16 protein-coding genes and 2 pseudogenes are annotated in these 18,989 nt (G+C 30.5%); 7 read left to right on the forward strand and 11 right to left on the reverse strand.

Features of this window, described 5'->3' with window-relative positions:
• Positions 1–17 precede the first annotated feature (17 nt).
• The 4 genes from BGS43_RS06410 to BGS43_RS06425 all read right to left on the reverse strand — a co-directional run bounded on the left by BGS43_RS06410 (position 18) and on the right by BGS43_RS06425 (position 5,456).
• Positions 18–2,066: an LPS-assembly protein LptD gene (locus BGS43_RS06410; protein ID WP_025399123.1), complete on the reverse strand. Its 2,049-nt coding sequence runs from the start codon at positions 2,064–2,066 to the stop codon at positions 18–20.
• Positions 2,056–2,508 (reverse strand): RDD family protein, encoded by a 453-nt coding sequence (locus BGS43_RS06415; protein ID WP_002777521.1) that lies wholly within the window; start codon positions 2,506–2,508, stop codon positions 2,056–2,058. Before BGS43_RS06415 ends, BGS43_RS06410 begins: the two co-directional genes overlap by 11 nt.
• The gene (gene purD, locus BGS43_RS06420) at positions 2,505–3,755 is read right to left on the reverse strand and encodes a phosphoribosylamine--glycine ligase (RefSeq protein ID WP_002777514.1); all 1,251 of its coding nucleotides are present in this window, start codon (positions 3,753–3,755) and stop codon (positions 2,505–2,507) included. The genes BGS43_RS06415 and purD overlap by 4 nt, the downstream gene beginning before the upstream one ends.
• A gap of 240 nt (positions 3,756–3,995) precedes the next feature.
• Positions 3,996–5,456 (reverse strand): hypothetical protein, encoded by a 1,461-nt coding sequence (locus BGS43_RS06425; RefSeq protein WP_002825165.1) that lies wholly within the window; start codon positions 5,454–5,456, stop codon positions 3,996–3,998.
• 133 nt (positions 5,457–5,589) lie between these two features.
• Here BGS43_RS06425 and BGS43_RS06430 point away from each other — a divergent pair.
• Positions 5,590–6,148 (forward strand): annotated as a pseudogene (locus BGS43_RS06430) (class I SAM-dependent methyltransferase).
• 122 nt (positions 6,149–6,270) lie between these two features.
• On the opposite strand, the gene BGS43_RS06435 reads toward BGS43_RS06430, so the two are convergent.
• Both BGS43_RS06435 and guaA read right to left on the reverse strand, forming a co-directional pair.
• Positions 6,271–6,879, reverse strand: coding sequence for a class I SAM-dependent DNA methyltransferase (locus tag BGS43_RS06435; protein WP_002783669.1), 609 nt, complete (start codon positions 6,877–6,879; stop codon positions 6,271–6,273).
• A gap of 174 nt (positions 6,880–7,053) precedes the next feature.
• Positions 7,054–8,589, reverse strand: a complete 1,536-nt coding sequence (gene guaA, locus BGS43_RS06440; protein WP_025399121.1) for a glutamine-hydrolyzing GMP synthase — start codon at positions 8,587–8,589, stop codon at positions 7,054–7,056.
• A gap of 136 nt (positions 8,590–8,725) precedes the next feature.
• Here guaA and BGS43_RS06445 point away from each other — a divergent pair, with 136 nt between their 5' ends.
• Genes BGS43_RS06445 through BGS43_RS06455 form a run of 3 tightly spaced genes read left to right on the forward strand, consistent with a single transcriptional unit; the run spans position 8,726 to position 12,204 of the window.
• Positions 8,726–9,202, forward strand: a complete 477-nt coding sequence (locus tag BGS43_RS06445) for a hypothetical protein (RefSeq protein WP_002825159.1) — start codon at positions 8,726–8,728, stop codon at positions 9,200–9,202.
• A complete protein-coding gene (gene uvrC, locus BGS43_RS06450) occupies positions 9,195–11,009 on the forward strand; it encodes an excinuclease ABC subunit UvrC (protein WP_042962477.1) in 1,815 nt (604 codons plus the stop codon). Before BGS43_RS06445 ends, uvrC begins: the two co-directional genes overlap by 8 nt.
• Before the next feature lies 1 nt (position 11,010).
• On the forward strand, positions 11,011–12,204 hold the full coding sequence (locus BGS43_RS06455; protein ID WP_002825157.1) for a hypothetical protein: 1,194 nt from the start codon (positions 11,011–11,013) through the stop codon (positions 12,202–12,204).
• Here the strand turns inward: BGS43_RS06455 and BGS43_RS06460 are convergent.
• The 3 genes from BGS43_RS06460 to ciaC form a co-directional block, all read right to left on the reverse strand.
• Positions 12,201–13,103, reverse strand: coding sequence for a radical SAM protein (locus tag BGS43_RS06460; protein ID WP_002825155.1), 903 nt, complete (start codon positions 13,101–13,103; stop codon positions 12,201–12,203). The two genes, BGS43_RS06455 and BGS43_RS06460, sit on opposite strands and share 4 nt — an antisense overlap.
• Entirely contained in the window at positions 13,100–14,122 is a 1,023-nt protein-coding gene (gene hemE / locus BGS43_RS06465; RefSeq protein ID WP_002825154.1) for a uroporphyrinogen decarboxylase, read from the reverse strand. Before hemE ends, BGS43_RS06460 begins: the two co-directional genes overlap by 4 nt.
• A 153-nt stretch (positions 14,123–14,275) precedes the next feature.
• Positions 14,276–14,587, reverse strand: a complete 312-nt coding sequence (gene ciaC, locus BGS43_RS06470; protein WP_042962480.1) for an invasion antigen CiaC — start codon at positions 14,585–14,587, stop codon at positions 14,276–14,278.
• 239 nt (positions 14,588–14,826) lie between these two features.
• On the opposite strand from ciaC, the pseudogene BGS43_RS06475 reads away from it, so the two are divergent.
• Positions 14,827–15,431, forward strand: a pseudogene (locus BGS43_RS06475) (hypothetical protein).
• On the opposite strand, the gene pdxA reads toward BGS43_RS06475, so the two are convergent.
• Together pdxA and BGS43_RS06485 are read right to left on the reverse strand one after the other, a co-directional pair.
• Positions 15,415–16,515, reverse strand: coding sequence for a 4-hydroxythreonine-4-phosphate dehydrogenase (gene pdxA / locus BGS43_RS06480; protein WP_002825151.1), 1,101 nt, complete (start codon positions 16,513–16,515; stop codon positions 15,415–15,417). The pseudogene BGS43_RS06475 and the gene pdxA overlap by 17 nt on opposite strands.
• 3 nt (positions 16,516–16,518) lie before the next feature.
• Positions 16,519–17,286: a pyridoxine 5'-phosphate synthase gene (locus BGS43_RS06485; RefSeq protein ID WP_002825149.1), complete on the reverse strand. Its 768-nt coding sequence runs from the start codon at positions 17,284–17,286 to the stop codon at positions 16,519–16,521.
• A gap of 55 nt (positions 17,287–17,341) precedes the next feature.
• Between BGS43_RS06485 and BGS43_RS06490 the strand changes: the two genes are divergently transcribed.
• Together BGS43_RS06490 and BGS43_RS09875 are read left to right on the forward strand one after the other, a co-directional pair.
• Positions 17,342–18,319 carry a Ppx/GppA phosphatase family protein gene (locus BGS43_RS06490; RefSeq protein ID WP_002825148.1) on the forward strand — a complete coding sequence of 326 codons (978 nt, stop codon included), beginning with the start codon at positions 17,342–17,344 and terminating at the stop codon, positions 18,317–18,319.
• A 206-nt stretch (positions 18,320–18,525) separates the two neighbouring features.
• Positions 18,526–18,984 (forward strand): tRNA 2-selenouridine synthase, encoded by a 459-nt coding sequence (locus tag BGS43_RS09875; protein ID WP_171990543.1) that lies wholly within the window; start codon positions 18,526–18,528, stop codon positions 18,982–18,984.
• The last annotated feature ends 5 nt before the right edge of the window (positions 18,985–18,989 follow it).

The following is an 18,989-nucleotide window of genomic DNA, read 5'->3' on the forward strand; positions in this document are numbered from 1 at the left end:
AATCTCATTCCTTAATCTTAAATTTTACTCTCCGTTTCTGCTAAAGAAAAATCGTATTTAACTCCACCTAAAGGATAGAAGTTAAAAATAAAATAAATACCGCTTTGATTTTTAGCAGTAATTCCCGCACTTGTAAGTTGCGGATCAATTCTTTCTCTATACATTAAAGAATAATTCCAACATTTGCGTTGAAAAGTATATCCAAGCTCCCACATATTAGCATGTGCTCTTTGGGTATCAAACCAAATTCCTCCAAATAAATGATAATTTGCATTTGCAAGGTAATTTGCGCGCGTGCCTATAAAACTATATTTTCCATACTCATCGTTTTGATAAGTATGCGAAAAACTCCAATTGAATTTAGGGTTAGGATTGATCTCCATTTGACTGATGATATTTGTAAAACGATCTTGAAGATCAGAGTAAATAATCTCACTATTAAAACTGATATTGTTATTATAATAATAGCTTAATAAATTGCTTATCTCATCAAACTCACCTTGCTTGTTTAAATAATCAATATTAATTCTATGTTTGATTTTTTTTTGGCCTTCATTATTGTAAAAGTATTGAGTAGTATAAAAGCCAAGATGTTCTTCTTCTTTGTCAATTTCTTCAAGATAATCTTCTAAAATACTTCCTGATTTGGCTCCTGGAAGAACATATTTTAACCCAAAATTAAGAGTATGAAAAAAATTATCATATACTTTAGATAAATCAGTGTAAAGATTAAAATCGTGCGTATTTCTAAAATAATGCTCATGATCTTTTTGAGGATAATGACTATAGTTTAAAAATGAAGCATAAAAGCGTTCGGTAAAAGTAAAATGCAAGAAGTCATCAAAAAAAGCATTATGATAAGAAATAGGCAAATTTAAATTCAATTGATTTGCATAAGGGCCTACAGGGCGATAAAAATTATGAAAAGATGCATCAAAAGAATAACGCAAGCGTTCATCAAAAAAATTATTCAAAAAACGATGATATTGAAAGCTTGGATATTCTTGTAAGGTATTATCGTTATTTAATGCAGAAGTATCGATATAATACTTTGCATAAGCTCCATAATAATTATTTTCATCCGCTAGAAAATAATTGATTTTTGAAGTAACTAATGAATTTAAATCACGATAATCCCTGCTGCCAAGATTAAGATAATCTATATCATTAAGATAGGTAGCATCTATCCATAAGCCTTCTTGAAAATTATCGCCCAACAGGGTTTTAATTAAATCATTTCTAGCATATTTTAATTCTGCGCCGTAATGACTTTGGTTTTTTAAATTTTCATCATGATAATAGGACGAATTTTCTCTAAAAGCTCCTAAATTTATCTCTCCTATAGAATAAGGAGAATCGACAAATCTTAAGGTTGAGTAAAGTCCAAAGCCACGATTGGTTCTAATTTGAGGATTTAATTCTAGATCCCAATTTTCATAAGGTGCGATATAAATAGGCTGTTCATAATACAAACCTTCACTGTTTTTTAAGACTATTTTTGGGATTAAAAGTCCGCTTTGGCGGTGGGTATCTGCACTAAAACCAAAATAGGGTAAATAAAATATAGGAAAATCTTTAACATATAATTTTGCATTATATAAATGGACAAAATTATTTTCCCTATTGAGCCATCCTTTAGAAAAGCGAATTTCCCAATCAGGATCTTCGACATTACAACTTGAAACAGCTGAAATTTCGCTTTTGAAAACATTCTCATCTAAATAGCTTGTCTTGCTTTGAAACCATACTTCTAAATTATTATTAGAAAAGAAAAAATTATTAAAATTAGCCTCATTTGAATTTAAATTGATTTTAGCATAGTTTGAATGAGAGCGTTCATTTTGTCCTCTTAATATATTCACATCACCAAAAAGCTCTAAATCTCCGGTTTTTTCATTGTAAATAGCCTTATTGGCAGTGATAAAATAAAAATCTGAAAAAATAATCACATCATCGTTTGCAGTGAGTATATCCCCTTGTTTTTTAGCATCAAGTGCATAGATATCAACTTGAGTGGCGTTAAGTAAAGTAAGACTAGCGCTTAAAAATAAAATTTTACGCCACATTAACTACTATTGTCCTTGCTAGATAATCTTCCCAAGTTTTGCGTAAATCATTGCTTAAAGCCCAAGCAAAGCCCAACATAAATGCCATATCGCTTATTTGCCTAACGATTGAGCGTATGCAGCTTTGGTTTAAATTGGGTTTGTCTAATAAGTCTTCATCTAAAATAATGATTTTGCATACCATTTTTCCTAAACTTGCCCCATATAAATAAGTAAAAATTGTTTGGTAAGTAATATGAAGCAATAAAAATCCTAAGTAAAAATCGCCCAAAATTTGAGCTGTATCAAATAAATCCTTAGCATTAAGTAATTTATCATAAAAAATAACAAATACAATCAGCGAAAGTACAAGATTATCGATAAAATATGCCAATATCCTTTTATTGAAACTAGCAATGGTAAGATTTTCTCGCTCAAGACGCGTAAGTAAATCTTCTTTCATTGAATAACCTGATGAGCGATATCTTTTCTAAATTGCTTGCCTTTAAAATGAACATTTTCACAAAGCTCGTAAGCTTTTTTCTGTGCCTCTTCTATGCTTGAGCCTGTACCAACGCAAACCAATACACGCCCACCATCTGCCATAAGTTTACCATCTTCTAAACTTACTCCAGCATAAGAAATATGTGTATTTTCAGGAATATTTGTTATAGAAATTTCACTTTTTGGAGAGCTTTTGTAAGGATAGTTTTCACTCGCGCATACTACGCCCACTGCATAATCTTTTTTAATTTTTATCTTGGTGTGTCTTAAACGCTTTTGTGTAGTGGCTAAAATAAGTTCTAAAGGATTTTCAATCAAAGGCATTAAAACTTCACATTCAGGATCACCAAAGCGCACATTAAATTCCAAGACATAAGGCTTATTGCCTACAACCATAATACCTATAAATAATACCCCGCAAAACTCACTGCCTTCTTTTTTCATACCTGCAAGAGTTGGGATAATGATATCTTTTTGTATTTTTCTAAGCAAGCTTTCATTAGCTAAAGAACTCGGGGCATAAGCTCCCATACCACCCGTATTTGGTCCTTTATCCCCATCTAAAAGTTTTTTATGATCTTGTGCAGCAGGTAAAAGCACAAAGTCATTGCCATCACATACCGCAAAAATACTAAGCTCAAAGCCATCTAAAAATTCTTCCACAACGATAAGTTTACCCGCTTCGCCAAAGCTTTCTCCACTTAGCATTTTAGAAGCCTCTTCTATGGCTTCTTCGTGAGTTTTTGCGATAATTACTCCTTTGCCAGCACAAAGCCCATCGGCTTTAACGACTATAGGAGGAGTTAAGCTTAATATAAAGTTTTTTGCTTTTTCTATATCATTTGTGTTTAAAAATTTTGCTGTTTTAATACGATATTTTTTTAAAAAGCTTTTCATGAAAGATTTAGAAGTTTCAAGCATAGCTGCAGCTTTTGTAGGTCCAAAAATAGGAATATTGTGTTGTTTAAAAATATCTACAACGCCTTCAGCTAAAAAACTTTCACTACCCACTATGCATAGATCAAATTCTTTTTCTTTTGCATAAGTGGCTAAAACTACAGGATCTTTAAAATTGAGATTGGTTCCAAGACTTTCGGTAGCACCATTACCAGGAGCAAAGTAAAATTCTAAATTTTCATCCACACGCTTTAGCGCTAAAGCGATAGAATATTCACGAGCACCGCTACCCAAAATCATTATTTTCATTTATTCTCCTTGTATAAAACCCAAACAGCCGCTTAATAAAGATTGACCCCAAAAAGTCAAAGAAAACCGTTAGGCGATTTTTAAAGGCTGCAACTTCTCGTTTCTTTCGAAACTCAAACGACGCCACAGAACACGGTAAATCGCACAATCACAGTTAATAAAAATATGTTGGATCACTTTAAATATCACGAACTGTTTAGGTAAGCAAATTATAGCCTTATTTAGCTTAAAATTCTATGTTTAAATCAGTTTAAATTTGGTTTTTCCTATTTTATCAAAATGTTTTCCTTCTAAAATAATATCTGCTACACTTTCCCATACATGTTTTTCATCGATAAACACTATATCAAAACTATTATCATGCATTAAAGACTGATAATTGACTTTTTTAGGGGCGTACTTTACTATGAAATAAGGATTTTGCGCAAAGGTTTCTATTTTTAATTTACAAAGCAAATCCAAATCCGAAGTCACGACTAAAAATTTTTTTCTTTGTTCTTTGGTAATTTTTTGGATATAAACTAAAAGTTTTTGATCAAAAGGATTAAGCGCTGCTTTGTTTAAGCGACTTAGATAATGCTCTGCAAATGAAAGAGAACAAAAGGAATTTTCTATATTGCTCATTGTAAAATATGAATTTTTAACCCCTGATGATTTTAAGGATAAGTGCCAAATTTTAACATCCATTATCGTAGCACATAAATTAAGACCTGTAATTATTTTTTTAAAGAGTTTTTCGCGTGAAAGCTTGAAAGCATTTTCAAAAATATTATAATTTTTCTTATAAAAATCCTCTTGTATAGCACCCAGTCTTTTAAGGGTTGTTCTATAATACTCCGCTTCTTTTTGAAGTTTTGCTAATTTTTCTTGTCTTGCTTTGAGTTTTTCAGGATCTGCATTGGCCGCATTGCTTTTAAGTTGAATTTCAGATTGTAAAGCTTTCATTTGTGCTTCAAGTGAAGCAAGGCGGTTTTTTCTTGTATCTATAGTGGCTATTAAAGCTTGGTAATGGCATTGTAAAGATAAGAAAGTTTCATTAAATATTTTAGTGATATTGGGTTTTTTATCTGCTATCATTTGTTTGTAAGAATTTTCTAAGTGCATCATAATGCTTTTTAGGGCGCTAAATTGGGTTTGATCTATACTATTATCCATAAAAATTAAAGTATCATAAGCTTTAAATAAAAATCTCTTAAGAATGAGATAGTCCAAAATACAAGGAATATCTTTTTCATCTTGTAAATTGGCTTGCAAGGCTTCAACAGATAAAATTTCATGGGCAAAATATTTTTGTATGGCTTGAGGAATGGTAAAAGATAAGGGAATTTTTTCTATAGAATCAAAATCAATGCTTCTATAAAGTTCTGTAATATACGCACTTCTGCGAGAATTTTGTAAATCTTCAAGCTCATCATCACTATCGGTTTTCCAAAAATCATGTTCAGTGATAAAATCACCCTCTTTAAATTCTTGAAATTTGGAAGGTTTTATCCCTGTGATAGTTTTGCTTACAGGCACAGGAGCGCCGTTTTCAGACTTTTTATCACTAGAGAGCGTGCGAAATTCAACAAGCATCCCAACACTTGGCATACTTTTTTTATCATTCCAAATTTGACGACTAAAGTCGAAAAAAGTATTTGCTGAATTCGTTACAGTTCCACGCCCTGTGGAATCCATATATATAGCTATTTTTCCATGCATATTTCATCCTTGAAAGTTTTTAAAAGATAATTTTAGCTTTATTTTTATAAAAATTTTATAAGCAAAAGAATAAAATTACATGTTTGATTTTAAAATTCTTTTTAGTTATATTTTTTACCATAGGAAAAATTGAATGTTTTTTTATGAATATCTTAAAAATCCAAAACAAATCGGTGCTTTTTGTTCTAGCTCTCAAAAGCTAGGTTTTGTTATGACTCAAAATATTAATTTGCGTCAAGCAAACTATATCGTAGAGATTGGACCTGGCACAGGTGTTTTTACTGAAAATATTTTAAAATATAAAAATAAAAAAGCACAATTTTTTGCTATAGAAATCAATAAAAATATGGCAGATAAGCTTAAAAGAAAAATTGTAAATTTTGGATATAGAAATAGAGAGTGCTGAAAATTTACCTTATTTTTTAAGGCAAAGAAATATCACCTATGCAGATGTGATTATAAGTGGAATTCCGTGGAGTTTGCTTAGGGATCACGAGCAAGAAAAGCTTTTAAAAATCATCCATAAAAGTTTAAAACCTAACGGATATTTTAGCACCTTTGCTTATGTGCTACCTACTTATTCAAGTTTAAAATTTCGTCAAAAGATATTTTCTCTTTTTGCAGAGGTGAGAATTTCAAAAGTTGTTTGGCAAAATTTCCCACCCGCTGTGGTGTATTATTGTAAGAAATAAATTTTTATCCCCATTTTTTTGATAAAACACAACTTAATGTTTTATTACACGGATTGTCCTAAAAATAAGCACGCATTGTAAAATTTTTGGATTAAAGCTTGATAATTTTAAATAAAGCTATATTATAATTCTTTCTTTTTAGCAATAATGAGCAATTCTCGATCACCTGTAGTTTCTTCTATATAATCTTCTATGGAAGATAAGATATCAAATCCGTTTTGCTTTAATAATTTATGTACTTTTTCTAAATCTAAAGCACTATGATAAAATGATTCTTTCCACATTGTGCTTATAATTTCGCCATCATTTTTTCCATGAGTAAATAAAAACAATCCACCAGATGTCAACAAAGAAGAAATGATTTGATAAATACATTCTTGTTTATCATATCTAATGTGCCAAATAGAATCAAATGCGATGATTGCATCATATTTTTTATCTGTTTTGAAATTTAAAATATCCTCTACTAAAAAAGTGGCATTATGTAAGTTAAGTTTTTGTGCTTGTTTTATCATTTCTTCTGAAATATCTATCCCTGTAACTTGAAATCCTTGTTTTGATAAATATAAAGCGATAGGATATCCAGTTCCACAACCAATATCTAGCACTCTTGAATTTGGACTTAAATTATTTGCAAAGTCGACAATGCATTGATTGATTGAGGTATTTTTGCGAAATTCACTCCACTTTTTACAAATTTTATTGTATGAATCTTTTATGCTATTTTCCATTCATATTCCTAAAAATTTTAATACTCTTTGATTTTTATCATAAAATTAATGCGTTTAATATAAGCTTTTTCTATGACTTTATATGCTAGTTTTTTATGTATTAAAAATTTGTTAATGAGGGTTTTAAATTCTTGAAAACCTGTATATTATTATCAGGTTTTCAGATTTTTTACTTTATTCCCATTCTATAGTTGCAGGTGGTTTACTTGAGATATCATAAACTACGCGGTTAATACCTTCAACCTCATTGATAATACGACGCGAGATATTTTCTAAAATTTCATAAGGTATGTGTGAAAAAGTTGCTGTCATTCCATCACTTGCATCAACAACACGAACACAAATGGTATTATCATAAGTTCGGTTATCTCCCATAACACCAACGCTTTTTACATTTAACAATACACAAAAAGCTTGCCAAGTTTTATCATACCAACCCGTGCTTCTTAGTTCTTCAAGTAGGATAACATCTGCTTTGCGTAATAATTCAAGGCTTGGGCGATTGACTTCTCCCATGATGCGTATAGCAAGACCAGGGCCTGGGAAAGGATGGCGATAAACTATTTCTTTGCTTAATCCAAGCTCGATACCTAAGGCACGCACTTCATCTTTAAAAATTTCTTTTAATGGTTCAACAAGCTTAAGATTCATCTTTTCAGGCAATCCGCCCACATTGTGGTGACTTTTGATGGTTTTACTTGCACCTATAACCGAGCTTTCTATGATATCAGTATAAAGCGTGCCTTGGGCTAAAAATTTCACATCTTTATGCTTTTTAGCCTCTTCTTCAAAAACTTCTATGAAGGTATTGCCTATGATTTTGCGTTTTTGCTCAGGGTCAGTTACTCCTGCTAAGCGATCTAAGAAAATCTTGCTCGCATCAATACTTATGAGATTAATTCCTAAAGTATTTTTAAACATAAATTCAACTTGTTCTTTTTCGCCACTTCTTAAAAGTCCATTATCTACAAAAACTACTATAACTTGATCTTTGATCGCATTTGCTAGTAGAGCTGCTACGACACTGCTATCTACCCCGCCACTTACAGCACAAAGAACTTTATCATTGCCCACTTCTTCGCGAATTTTTTTAGCTTGAGTTTTTGCAAAAGATCCCATATTCCAAATACTTTCGCAATTGCAAGCATATTTTGCAAAATTTTTCAAGATACTTTTACCAAATTCGCTGTGCTGCACTTCAGGGTGGAATTGTAAAGCAAAGAATTTTTTCTCTTCATTTGCAAAAACACAATACGGGCTATTTTCACTCGTTGCTAAAACTTCAAAACCTTGTGGTAAATTTTCAACCTTATCAGAATGACTCATCCAAACGATTTGTTTTTTAGGTAGATTTTTAAATAAATCACTATCTTTTTGAATTTCTATACTTGCTTTGCCGTATTCTTTGTGTCCAGCTGGAGCAACATTGGCTTTATAGTGATGAGCCATAAGCTGCATACCATAGCAAATTCCAAGTATAGGTAAGCCTAGATTAAAAACTTCTTTATTACAAAAGTACGCATCTGTTGCATAAACACTTGCAGGGCCACCACTTAAAATAATACCCTTAGGTTCTTTTGCTTTTATATCTGCTAAACTTACATTAAAAGGCAAAATCTCAGCATAAACGCCTTGCTCTCTCAATCTTCTTGCTATAAGCTGAGTATATTGCGATCCAAAATCCAAAACTAAAATATCTGCTTTTTTCATTCTACCACCTATTTAATTGTTCGTATTTTTTAATGTTTTTTACTGAACCGTTTTGTTCGTAGCTAGTGTATTGTGGGTTACCCTTATAGCCACAAGCACACAAAAAAATTAAGAAAAAAAATGCTAAAATCATCTTATGGAAAAATTTCAAAGTCCAAAGATAATTAAAAATACTAGCGCCATTCTTAATGACTTGATGAGTAAGTCTCATTATCGACCCTTAAAAACCTTATTTTTTTGTAAAGATTTTTTAAATTCTTTTCCGCCTGCCAAACAGCGTTTAATCGCTAGAATTTATATAAAAAATCATATTTTAAATATAGTGACTTTAAATTCAGCTGCTTATCAAGAATTAAATCACGATAATAGCAAAATTTACATTAAAGTTCTCATAAAAAAATACGGAAAAATGTATCCTTTGAGTGGATTTTCAGATATAAAAGATTTAAAAATTTTTACACAAAAATATAACAATATAATAAAAAATAATGAAAATTTCACGGCTAAAAAACCCTACATAGAATTAAGCCTTGGAAAATTTGAAAACAAAATTGAAAATAAAATTTTAGCAAAGAAATTTGAAGAAATAAGGCAAATGATAAAAAATGACTGAAATTTTGCTTAAAAACACTCTCAAAGAAGAGCTTCAAACTCTACCTTCAAATGCTGGAGTCTATCAGTATTTTAACGCCGAAGGAAAACTTTTATATGTAGGCAAGGCTAAAAATCTTAAAAACCGCGTAAGATCTTATTTTGCTTTTACTCCGAATTTGCATGCTAACCCAAAAAATTCTTTAAGAATTCAAAAAATGATAGAAGAAGTGATGCATTTGGAATTTATTACGACAAATTCAGAAGCTGATGCTTTGATTTTGGAAAATTCTTTTATCAAGCAACTTCATCCAAAATACAATATTTTATTAAGAGATGATAAGACTTATCCTTATATTTATGTAGATTTTAATGAAGAATTCCCGCGTTTTGAAATCACTAGAAAATTAGTAAAAAAGAGTAAAATTAAATATTTTGGTCCCTTTTTTAAAGGAGCTAGAGAGCTTTTAGATGCGCTTTATTTGTATTATCCATTAAAACAAAAAGCAAGTTGTAAATCTCCTTGTATTTTTTATCAAATTTCTCGTTGTCTTGCGCCTTGTGATAAAAAAATTACCCAAGAAGAATATCGTTTGATTTTAGATAAAGCTATCAATGCTCTTTTAAGTCCCAGTATTTTAGTGAAAAATTTAGAAAAGCAAATGCTTCATTTAGCCCAAAATGAAAATTATGAAGAAGCGGCAAAAATAAGAGATCAGATTGCTACGATAAGGGATTTGGAAATTAAAGTTGAGATTGATATTGCTAAATTAGAAGACTTTGAAATTTTTGCTTTAGCTTGTGAAGGCTCTATGCTTTCAACTTTGCGTTTTGTCGTGCAAAATGGAAAAATCATCAGTGCCAATTCTAAAATCACCCCACTTAAAAATAATACAGATTTTGATAAAAATGAGATTTATAAGCAACTTATTTTAGAAAATTTTAGCATAGACATTCCCTTGGTTACAAATACTATTTATGTTTATGAAGAATTTGAAGATAGGGAGCTTTTGGAAGAAATTTTAAGCCAAAGATTTGATAAAAAAATCAGTATTAAGGTTCCTAAAATAGGAGAAAAAAGAAGAATTTGTGATTTGGCATTTCAAAATGCGTGTTTGAATATACAAAAAGAGCAAAAAAATAGTGATTTTAATATACAAAAAGAACTTAAAAATTATTTCGAGCTTGAAAATTTGCCAAATTGTATAGAGGTTTTTGATAATTCTCATATGCAAGGTGTGGCGAATGTAGGAGCTATGGTAGCTTATAAAATGGGTGCTTGGGATAAGTCAAATTATAGAAAATTTCATTTAAAATATAAAAATGACTATGAGCAAATGCGCGAAGTTTTAACGCGTAGGGCATTAGATTTTGATAAAATGCCTGCTCCTGATTTGTGGCTTATAGACGGGGGAAAGGCTTTACTTGATTTAGCTAAAGAAATCATTCTAAGCAGTGGGGCAAATGTTGATATTTTAGCAATTTCAAAAGAAAAAATCGATGCTAAAGCTCATCGTGCTAAAGGAGGGGCTAAAGATAAAATTCATTCTTTAAAAGGAGAATTTGCCTTAAGTATTAACGATAAAAAATTACAATTCTTACAGAAATTAAGAGATGAAGCACATCGTTTTGCCATAAGTTTTCATCAAAATACTAAGAAAAAACAAGATTTATCAAGCTCTAAGCTTGCAAAATTAGGGCTTAGTTCGGGAATTATACAAAAACTTTTGGCGTATTATGGAAGTTTTGAAGCTATTTATGAGGCAAATTTTGAAGAATTGTGCCAATTAGCAGGAAAAAAATCAGCGCAAAAAATAAAGGAAGATTGATTTGTTATTGGTTTGGATTATTTTTATTTTTAATATTATTTTGGCTTTTTTAAGTATAGACTTTGCAAGAATTCATGAAAGTTTTGAGCAAATTAAACTTGCTTTTTTTGCTAGTATTTTTATTTTGTCTTTAACTTTAATATTTTTCCTTTTTCAAAAAAAACGAGCTTTGGCTAAGAAAGATCAAAAAATTTTATTAATTAAAAATGAATTTATACATGCTGAAGAGATAGATATCGAAACGAGTTTGGATTTGATTCGGGAAAAAATAGCACATTTAAATCAAGATTTATTTAAGATTTCTCATGAAAAAGAAACTTATGCAAAATTGCTAGAGGATAGTTTGTATCAAATTGGCAATATTGAGGGCGTTGTAAGATGTTTAGATGAAGAAGAGGCAAGCAAGGAAATCAAATCACTTGTTTTAAATGCATTAAAACATCAAAAAGAACAAATTAGACTTGGACTTAATCAAGCTTTAGAATACCATAAAAGCATAGGGGTGGCACAGGGCAATGTTTTGCAATTTGAAGCAAGTGCTGCGATAGTAAGTGATGATGGGCTTGAAGCATTTTTGCTAGCAAATTTGTTGTCTTATTTTGGTATAGAAAATACTATTTTTAAGAGTTTGAGTTTTGATATCAATGATTTTCATGTGGTTTTCATTAAGGATAAAATTTTAGAGCAAAGTTCTAAGAAAGCTGATGATTTTATCGTGTTTGGGCGTAGTAAAAACTTATATTATGAGTATTTTTTAAGCCTACCTTTTGAAAAAAAAGAGCTTGAAAATATTTTGCAAAGAAAACTTGATAAAATTTGTGCTTTAAAATTTCAAACTCCTTATCAAAATAATGTTTTGCTTTTTAAACAAAATGAGTTTGATGCAACTTTGTTTTTTAATATCATAGAAAAACAATGCTCCCAAAATATGCGCGTGAATTCTTTTAGTGAATTGAAAAAAGAATTAAAAAAAGAAGCTTATCGTTTGATATTGCTTGATTATGAATTGATTAAATTTGATCTTGAGCAGATGCGTTCTATTCTTAGCGCTTATAAAAAGCAACACCCTCAAAGTCATATTATATTCTTTTCTAGGGAGAGGGTGAGAGATTTTGATTGCGTAAGCGAGGTTTTAAATGATATCAGCAGAAATGATCTTATAGCTTTGATTAGAAAATATTTGCCTAAAAATTAGGCTTTATAGAATTTAACTCCTGCTAGATTAAGAATCTTCACTTTTTCTTCTTTTATAAGCTTATCCAAAAGAACTTGGGAAGCTTTATCTAATTTATTTTCTATATCTATCTCACTTTGCGAGCGCAGATGAAGTATTTTTAATAATTCTTCTTCACCAAAATTTAACTTTTCGCCCTCATAATGCCTTTTAGGTAAAAGCACAGGAGTGGAAGTTATGAGTTTGGAAAGTTCCAAAAGTCTTTCTTCGCTTATTTTTTTAACCGCATAAGCTGGGGGTCTATCAATGGTGCTTAAATCAACTCTTAAGGGTGCTATTTTAGCTAAAGCTTGATTTAAAGCGATAAATTCTTCTTCATTGTCATTAAGATCTTTTACGACAAGGATCTCCATTACAAGATCACCTTTAAATTGGGTTTTAAATTCTGCCATTTTTTCTATCATTTTTTCTAAGTTAATATTTTTTAAAGCCCTATCAATACGGTAAAAGGTTTTAGAAATAGCACTGTCTAGGCTAAATTTAACCACATCTAACTTTAATAAGGTATTGAATTTGTCTTGATCTAAAACCGCGGTGCCATTGCTTAAAATGAGCAATTTTTTATCTTTAGCAATCTTGCGCAAGGATGAGATCAATTCATCTAAATGAGGATAAAGGCTTGGTTCTCCATTGGCTGTTAGGGTAAGAAAGTCAAATGGGACATTTTTTTCAAGAGCGCCTTGAACTTCTAAAATGATTTCTTCTACGCTTACAATCTCATCTTGTTTTTCTTGAGGTTTTTGAGCCTCAAGTTCGCAATATACACAATCAAAATTGCATTGTTTCTTGCTAGGGCTTAGATCAATACCTAAAGATCTTCCAAAACGTCTTGAATTGATGGGGCCAAAGAGAATTTTCATTTGGCTGAACTTTCTTGCACAAGCTGGATAAAGTATTTTGAATTTTCAACAGGAATGTCAGGCAAGATTCCATGACCTAGATTGAAAATATGAGCTTTATTTTGCATAATCTTAAGAATGCTTTCTACCCCTTGTTTAATAGCTTTTTTATCATAAAGTCTGCAAGGTTCCATATTGCCTTGTAGGGTGTATTGGTGGGATAATTTATCGCGTGCTAGATCAAGAGGAGTACTCCAATCAACCCCAAAAACATCAAAATTTCCATCGATTTTATCCAAATAACCACTAATGCCTTTAGGAAATAAAATTATAGGTATGTGAGGGTATTTGTTTTTAATAAAATCAGAAATTTCAAGCATGTATTTAAATGAAAAATCAAAGAATTTATCACATTCTAAAGCACTCGCCCAGCTATCAAAAATTTGCACCGCATTTGCACCTGCTTTGATTTGTTCTTCTAAGTAATATTTTAAAACTTGAGTGAGTTTATTTAAAATTTCATGCAAAAGTTCTGGATTTTGATAAAGCATTTTTTTACATTTTGCATAATTTTTACTTCCGCTTCCTTCTATCATATAAGTTGCTATAGTCCAAGGACTGCCACAAAATCCTATCAAAGCTTTATCAAGCGGTAATTTTTCGCGTGTTAGTTTTAAAGCATCATAAACATAGTTTAGTTTTTTATAAGCATTTTGATCATCTAGCTTGTTAAGGTCTTCTAAGGTTGAAATAGGTGCTTCAAATACCGGTCCTTCGCCTTTTTCAAAGCGTAAATTCATTCCCATTTCAAGAGGGACTACCAAAATGTCTGAAAAGATAATCGCCGCATCAACTCCTAAAATATCAACAGGTTGTAAAGAAACTTCCGAAGCTCTTTTGTAGTCTTTACATAAAGATAAAAAATCTCCCGCTTCTTGTCTAACTTTCATATATTCAGGCAAATACCTTCCTGCTTGACGCATCATCCAAACGGGTGTATAGGGTGTAGGTTTTTTAAAGCAAGCGTCGATAAAAATCATAGTTTTCCTTTGTTTTTTTGATAAAATTATAACAGAAATTGATAAAAATAAATGTGTTTTATTGTGTGAAAGATTTATGATTGTCTTATTTTGGTATTTTATAAATTTATACGAGAATTGAAAAATTCTCGCAATGAAATTTTAAGTTTAAATTTATATTTTAGCAGTATTTCCCGCATCAATGGTTGCAAAAAGTTTATTGAGTAAATCTTCTTCATTTTTCTTGTATTGATCTTCTCTCATTTTTTGCCAAGCGTAAGATTTAAAATCTTCTTTAACAGCACTAAGATCAAGATCTTCATTAGTAAATTCGCTTGAACTTGTCTTTTTATCTTCCTTATCTTCTTTGTTTTTAACTTCATTTAGGGCAGCTTGAAATTCATCTGCTGAAGTGCTTTTTTCCTTAACCTTGGTTGTAGCACTAAACATAGAGCTTGAAGTTGTTTGGATATCTTTTACCACCATTTTCTCCTCCTTTGTTGTTGATTTTAAATTAGATAAGCAATTTTTATTCCAATTTAGAGTTTTTGGATAATTTTTTAGAAAATTTTTGATCATTTATCAAAAAGTAAAAGGAGTTTTCACAGTTTTGTTAATTTGTTTGAAATAAATCCGTATTGTGATGGTTAAAAATTTGTATTTTGTTTTTTTTAAAAAAATTAAAAATATTTTTGTTACAATAAAACAAAAAATAAGGAGAGGCAATGAAGATAATTTTGCTAACAATTTTAAGTTTTCTTAGTTTATGGGGCTTGAGTTTTGATGAGCTTATATACAAAAATGAAGTTAGAGCGAGTTTTGATTGTTCTAAGGTTAAAAATAATGGCAAAAATGATGATGAATTAATCATATGCAATAAAATAGGCGCTATTAATGAATTTGAAAATAAAAAACTTGCTTTGATGGATAATATCTTTATAAGTTTATATCAAGAGCTTTTACAAAATGCAAATGAAAATATAAAAGAAGATTTAAATTGGTTGTGAAAAAAATGTTTAGAGAAAGAAAAAATTGTGCCAAAGTTATATCGAACGATCTTTTGCAAGCAGATCAAGATCCTCAATCGCCTTTTGTTTACAAGACTGATTGTATAGAAAAAACTTATGCTAAAGTATTTTTAGAGCTTATGCAAAAAGCTAAAAAAGATACTCAAAGCAAAGAAAGATTAAAGCAAATTTTTAATAATCAAGTAGATAGATATGAAAATTTAATCCAAATGAGCATTCAAGATCCTATAGATTTGGAAATTTTTATAGACAATCTAGCCCAAGAGGGCTTGATCGATGATAATGCTAGATTGAAGCTTTAGAAGGCAATTCTAAAGTAAATTTAGCTGCTTCAAAATAGCTTTTAGTACTGATTTTAGCATTTTTATAGGCCTTATCAAAGGCGGTGCCATGATCAACACTTACGCGTATAATGGGCAAATTTAAACTCACATTGATACTTTTTTCAAAATACAAAGCCTTTAGGGGTGCTAAGCCAAGATCATGATACATGGCTATTAGGCGATTGCATGCTTTTAAATTTGATTTTGTAAAAGCTGTATCTGCGACTAAAGGGTAGGGCAAATAAACACCTTTTGTATTAAAATTTAAAAGCAATTCTTTTTGTAATTTTTCATCTTTTAGAGCTTTTTTAAAGAATTTTTCATCTTTTTTAGAATTTAAAAAAGCATTAACAAAAGCGATAGCCTTTTGCATAAGCTCTTCTTCTTTGCCTCCTATCACCCCATAATCTCCTGCATGTGGGTTAAAGCCTAAAAGTCCGATTTTTTTAAAGCGAGTTTCTTGATAAAAGTCTTTTAAAAAAATACTTAAATTTTGAAAAGTGATTTTTTTGCTTACTTTTGCTAAGGGTATGTGCTCGCTAAAAAGTCCTACAAAAAGTTCTTTACATCCTAGCATCATGATGGCATTTTTTTTAAAAAAGAATCTTAGCGCGTCAGTATGTCCTTTAAATTCAAGCCCCGCATCCTCCCAAGCTTTTTTATGTATAGGTAGGGTAAGTAGGGCGTGTGCGTGGTTTTTATAGACAAAATAGCTTGCCGCCTTAAAGCTTAAAAAGCTATATAGCCCACTTTTTGCATCTATTTCTCCTACTTTAATGTCAAAGTTTTCATCCACTTTTAAATTTAAAGGCAAGCCAAAAGAATAAATTTCAAGAGAATTATGCTTTTTAAGTAGTGTAAACTCATAATTTTTAGCATCTTTAAAAGCTACGATTTTTGCATTTAAAAGCTCTAAATTTAAAAGTTTTAAAGCTTTTTGAAGCAAGCTTTCATGGATAAAGTAATAAGGAGTGCAAAATTGGCTCAATTTTTCATGCGAACGCACTAAAATTTCAGGCCCTATGCCATTGATGTCGCCTATGCTAATGGCTAATTTTTTCATCATTTAAAGCAGTGCTTTCATTTCTAAAATCGCATTTTGCAGTCCTACAAAAACCGATCTTGCTACAATACTTTGGCCGATATTAAGTTCGCAAATTTCTTTGATATTTGCTATTTGGCTTACATTTTTATAATTTAGCCCATGTCCAGCAGCGACTTTTAATCCAAGCTCTACTCCTTTTTTAGCACAAATTTCTATATTGTTTAACTCCTCTTCAAATTTACTTTGTAATGTTTTTTTGCTTAAATCAAATTCTTTTAAAGCAAAGGCTGTATGAGAGATATTGCTAAAAAGTGCGTTATGCAAATTTGCATAATGCCCTGTGTGAAGTTCTATAAAATCAGCTTTTAATTCATATGATTTTTGTATATCTTCTAAGCTAGGATTGATAAAAAGTGAAACCTCGATTTGCGCATTTTGAAGTTTTTCTATACTTTCTTTGATTTTATCATGATTTAAATTTAGCCCCCCTTCTGTGGTAAGCTCTTCTCTTTTTTCAGGCACTAGGGTGATACGATGAGGTTTTAATTTAAGAGCTAAGTTTAGAATTTCATCATTTAAAGCACATTCTAAATTGATAGGACTTTTGCAAAAGCGTATGATATTTTCTAAGTCAAAATCTTGAGCATGACGGCGATCTTCTCTTACATGCAAAGTGATCTGATCTCCAAATTTGGCTGCTATAAAAGCAGCTTCTAAAAGATCAGGATCATTTACCATTCTAGCTTGTCTTAATACTGCAATGTGGTCGATATTTACACCTAAAAGCATATTTTTCCTTTAGAACTTTTTTGCTATTATACTATAAATTTAAACAAGGAAAGCGATGTTAGGTATAGATCTTGGCTCAAATACTTTAAGAGCGGTTTTTATAAATGAAAAATTTGAAAAATTAGATGAATATGAATTTATCATAGGTTCAGCTAAAAATTTAGATAAAACTGGAAAGATAAGCGATGAAGCCATAGAAAAACTTCGCAACGCACTTCAAGAAATAGCTAAAAAATACGACCTAAGTCAAGCAAAAGCAGCCGCAACTGCAGCTTTTAGAAAGGCAAGCAATACAAATGAAATTTTTACTCGTTTAAAGCAAGAATTTCAAATCGATTTTAAGGTTATAGATGCCAAAAGTGAAGCTAAAATTAGTGTTTTGGGTATGAAAAGGGGGCTTTTAAATTTAGGTTTAAATTTGGATTGTGGGTATTGTGATTTAGGGGGTGCATCTTGTGAATTTTCTTTTAGGGATAATTTTCAAAGTTTTGATTTTGGTATTATCAGTTTTTATGAAAAATGCAAGATAAAAAGAAGCGTAAATTCTTTTTCTTTTAAAAAAATACTTCAAAAATATCCTGATTTTCCTTATAAATTTAAAGATAAAAAACTAAAAATCCATTTTTTAATCCATGATAATTTTTTAAAAACCATGGCTTTTGAGGCCTTTGGGCAAAGCAATGGTTTAAAAAAAGCATTAAAACAAAGCAAGATGAAAAATATCGTTTTAAATTCAGGTGTCCCTACGGCTTTAGCGGCTTTAAAAAAAGGCTTGAATTATGAAAAATATGATGCAAAGAAAATCAATGGTACAAGATTAAATGTCAATGATTTTTTAACTTTTGGGCAAAAACTTTGGTATATGGATGAAAAAAAGGCAAGTTTTTGGGTAGGAAATACGCGAAAAAATTATTTGGTTGCGGGATGTTTTTTGCTTTTTAGTATTTTTGAAAGAGAAAAACTTATAGTGATTGATGAGGGTTTAAGGGAGGGGCTTTGTATGGCTGATTTAAATTTAAAAGATTACCAATGAAAATTACCATAGCAATTATTTTTACTTTATTTACCCTAATCTTTTTAAGTGCATGTGCTTTTAAAGAAAAAAAAGCAAGTGAAATAGAAACTCTTGCAAGTAATTATGGTGGAATTTATATCTTTGATAAAAAAATAAGAGAAGAGATATTGGAAAATGAAAGAAAAAGAACAGAGTTGGAAAATGATGATAAATTTAGAACTAAAATAGGTCAATTAAAATCAGGAGAATTAATTTACAAGATAGATTCTGCAGCTGTTGATAAATTGCTTCCCCAAATCCTTTCTAATGGTTGTAAATATTATCGTAATGATTATAATTATGATGTAAAAGACCCAGATTATGATTTTAACTTCGATGATAAACCCGAATTTGCATACTATGAAGATCAATTTAAAGCATATATGGGTGAAGAAAACTATAAAAAATTAAGACCTTATTTAGGTATGACAACTTATTATGTGTGTGAGGGTAAAAAATATCCTGTTGTTTTTGCTACCATGATAGATTATAAAGTAAAAAATTATGGATTATTTGGAGATGAAGGAAGAGGATTTAGCTTTTCAAGCATAAGTCGTAAAAGTGCAGGTGGAGGATCTTTTCATTATTTTACCAATGGTAAATTTATAAAAAGTGATGAAAAATATACAGGACAAAGTTACTGATGAAT

It is taken from the genome of Campylobacter sp. 110 (assembly GCF_002383965.1).
Lineage (GTDB): Bacteria > Campylobacterota > Campylobacteria > Campylobacterales > Campylobacteraceae > Campylobacter_D > Campylobacter_D coli.

Coding starts and splice junctions, on each gene's coding strand:
- pdxA (WP_002825151.1), bottom strand. CDS start 16,515: ATGAAAAAATTAGCCATTAGCATAGGCGACATCAATGGCATAGGGCCT.
- BGS43_RS06490 (WP_002825148.1), top strand. CDS start 17,342: ATGTTAGGTATAGATCTTGGCTCAAATACTTTAAGAGCGGTTTTTATA.
- BGS43_RS06435 (WP_002783669.1), bottom strand. CDS start 6,879: ATGGAAAATAGCATAAAAGATTCATACAATAAAATTTGTAAAAAGTGG.
- BGS43_RS06425 (WP_002825165.1), bottom strand. CDS start 5,456: ATGCATGGAAAAATAGCTATATATATGGATTCCACAGGGCGTGGAACT.
- BGS43_RS06445 (WP_002825159.1), top strand. CDS start 8,726: ATGGAAAAATTTCAAAGTCCAAAGATAATTAAAAATACTAGCGCCATT.
- purD (WP_002777514.1), bottom strand. CDS start 3,755: ATGAAAATAATGATTTTGGGTAGCGGTGCTCGTGAATATTCTATCGCT.
- ciaC (WP_042962480.1), bottom strand. CDS start 14,587: ATGGTGGTAAAAGATATCCAAACAACTTCAAGCTCTATGTTTAGTGCT.
- guaA (WP_025399121.1), bottom strand. CDS start 8,589: ATGAAAAAAGCAGATATTTTAGTTTTGGATTTTGGATCGCAATATACT.
- BGS43_RS06485 (WP_002825149.1), bottom strand. CDS start 17,286: ATGCTTTTAGGTGTAAATATCGACCACATTGCAGTATTAAGACAAGCT.
- hemE (WP_002825154.1), bottom strand. CDS start 14,122: ATGATTTTTATCGACGCTTGCTTTAAAAAACCTACACCCTATACACCC.
- BGS43_RS06410 (WP_025399123.1), bottom strand. CDS start 2,066: ATGTGGCGTAAAATTTTATTTTTAAGCGCTAGTCTTACTTTACTTAAC.
- uvrC (WP_042962477.1), top strand. CDS start 9,195: ATGACTGAAATTTTGCTTAAAAACACTCTCAAAGAAGAGCTTCAAACT.
- BGS43_RS06415 (WP_002777521.1), bottom strand. CDS start 2,508: ATGAAAGAAGATTTACTTACGCGTCTTGAGCGAGAAAATCTTACCATT.
- BGS43_RS06460 (WP_002825155.1), bottom strand. CDS start 13,103: ATGAAAATTCTCTTTGGCCCCATCAATTCAAGACGTTTTGGAAGATCT.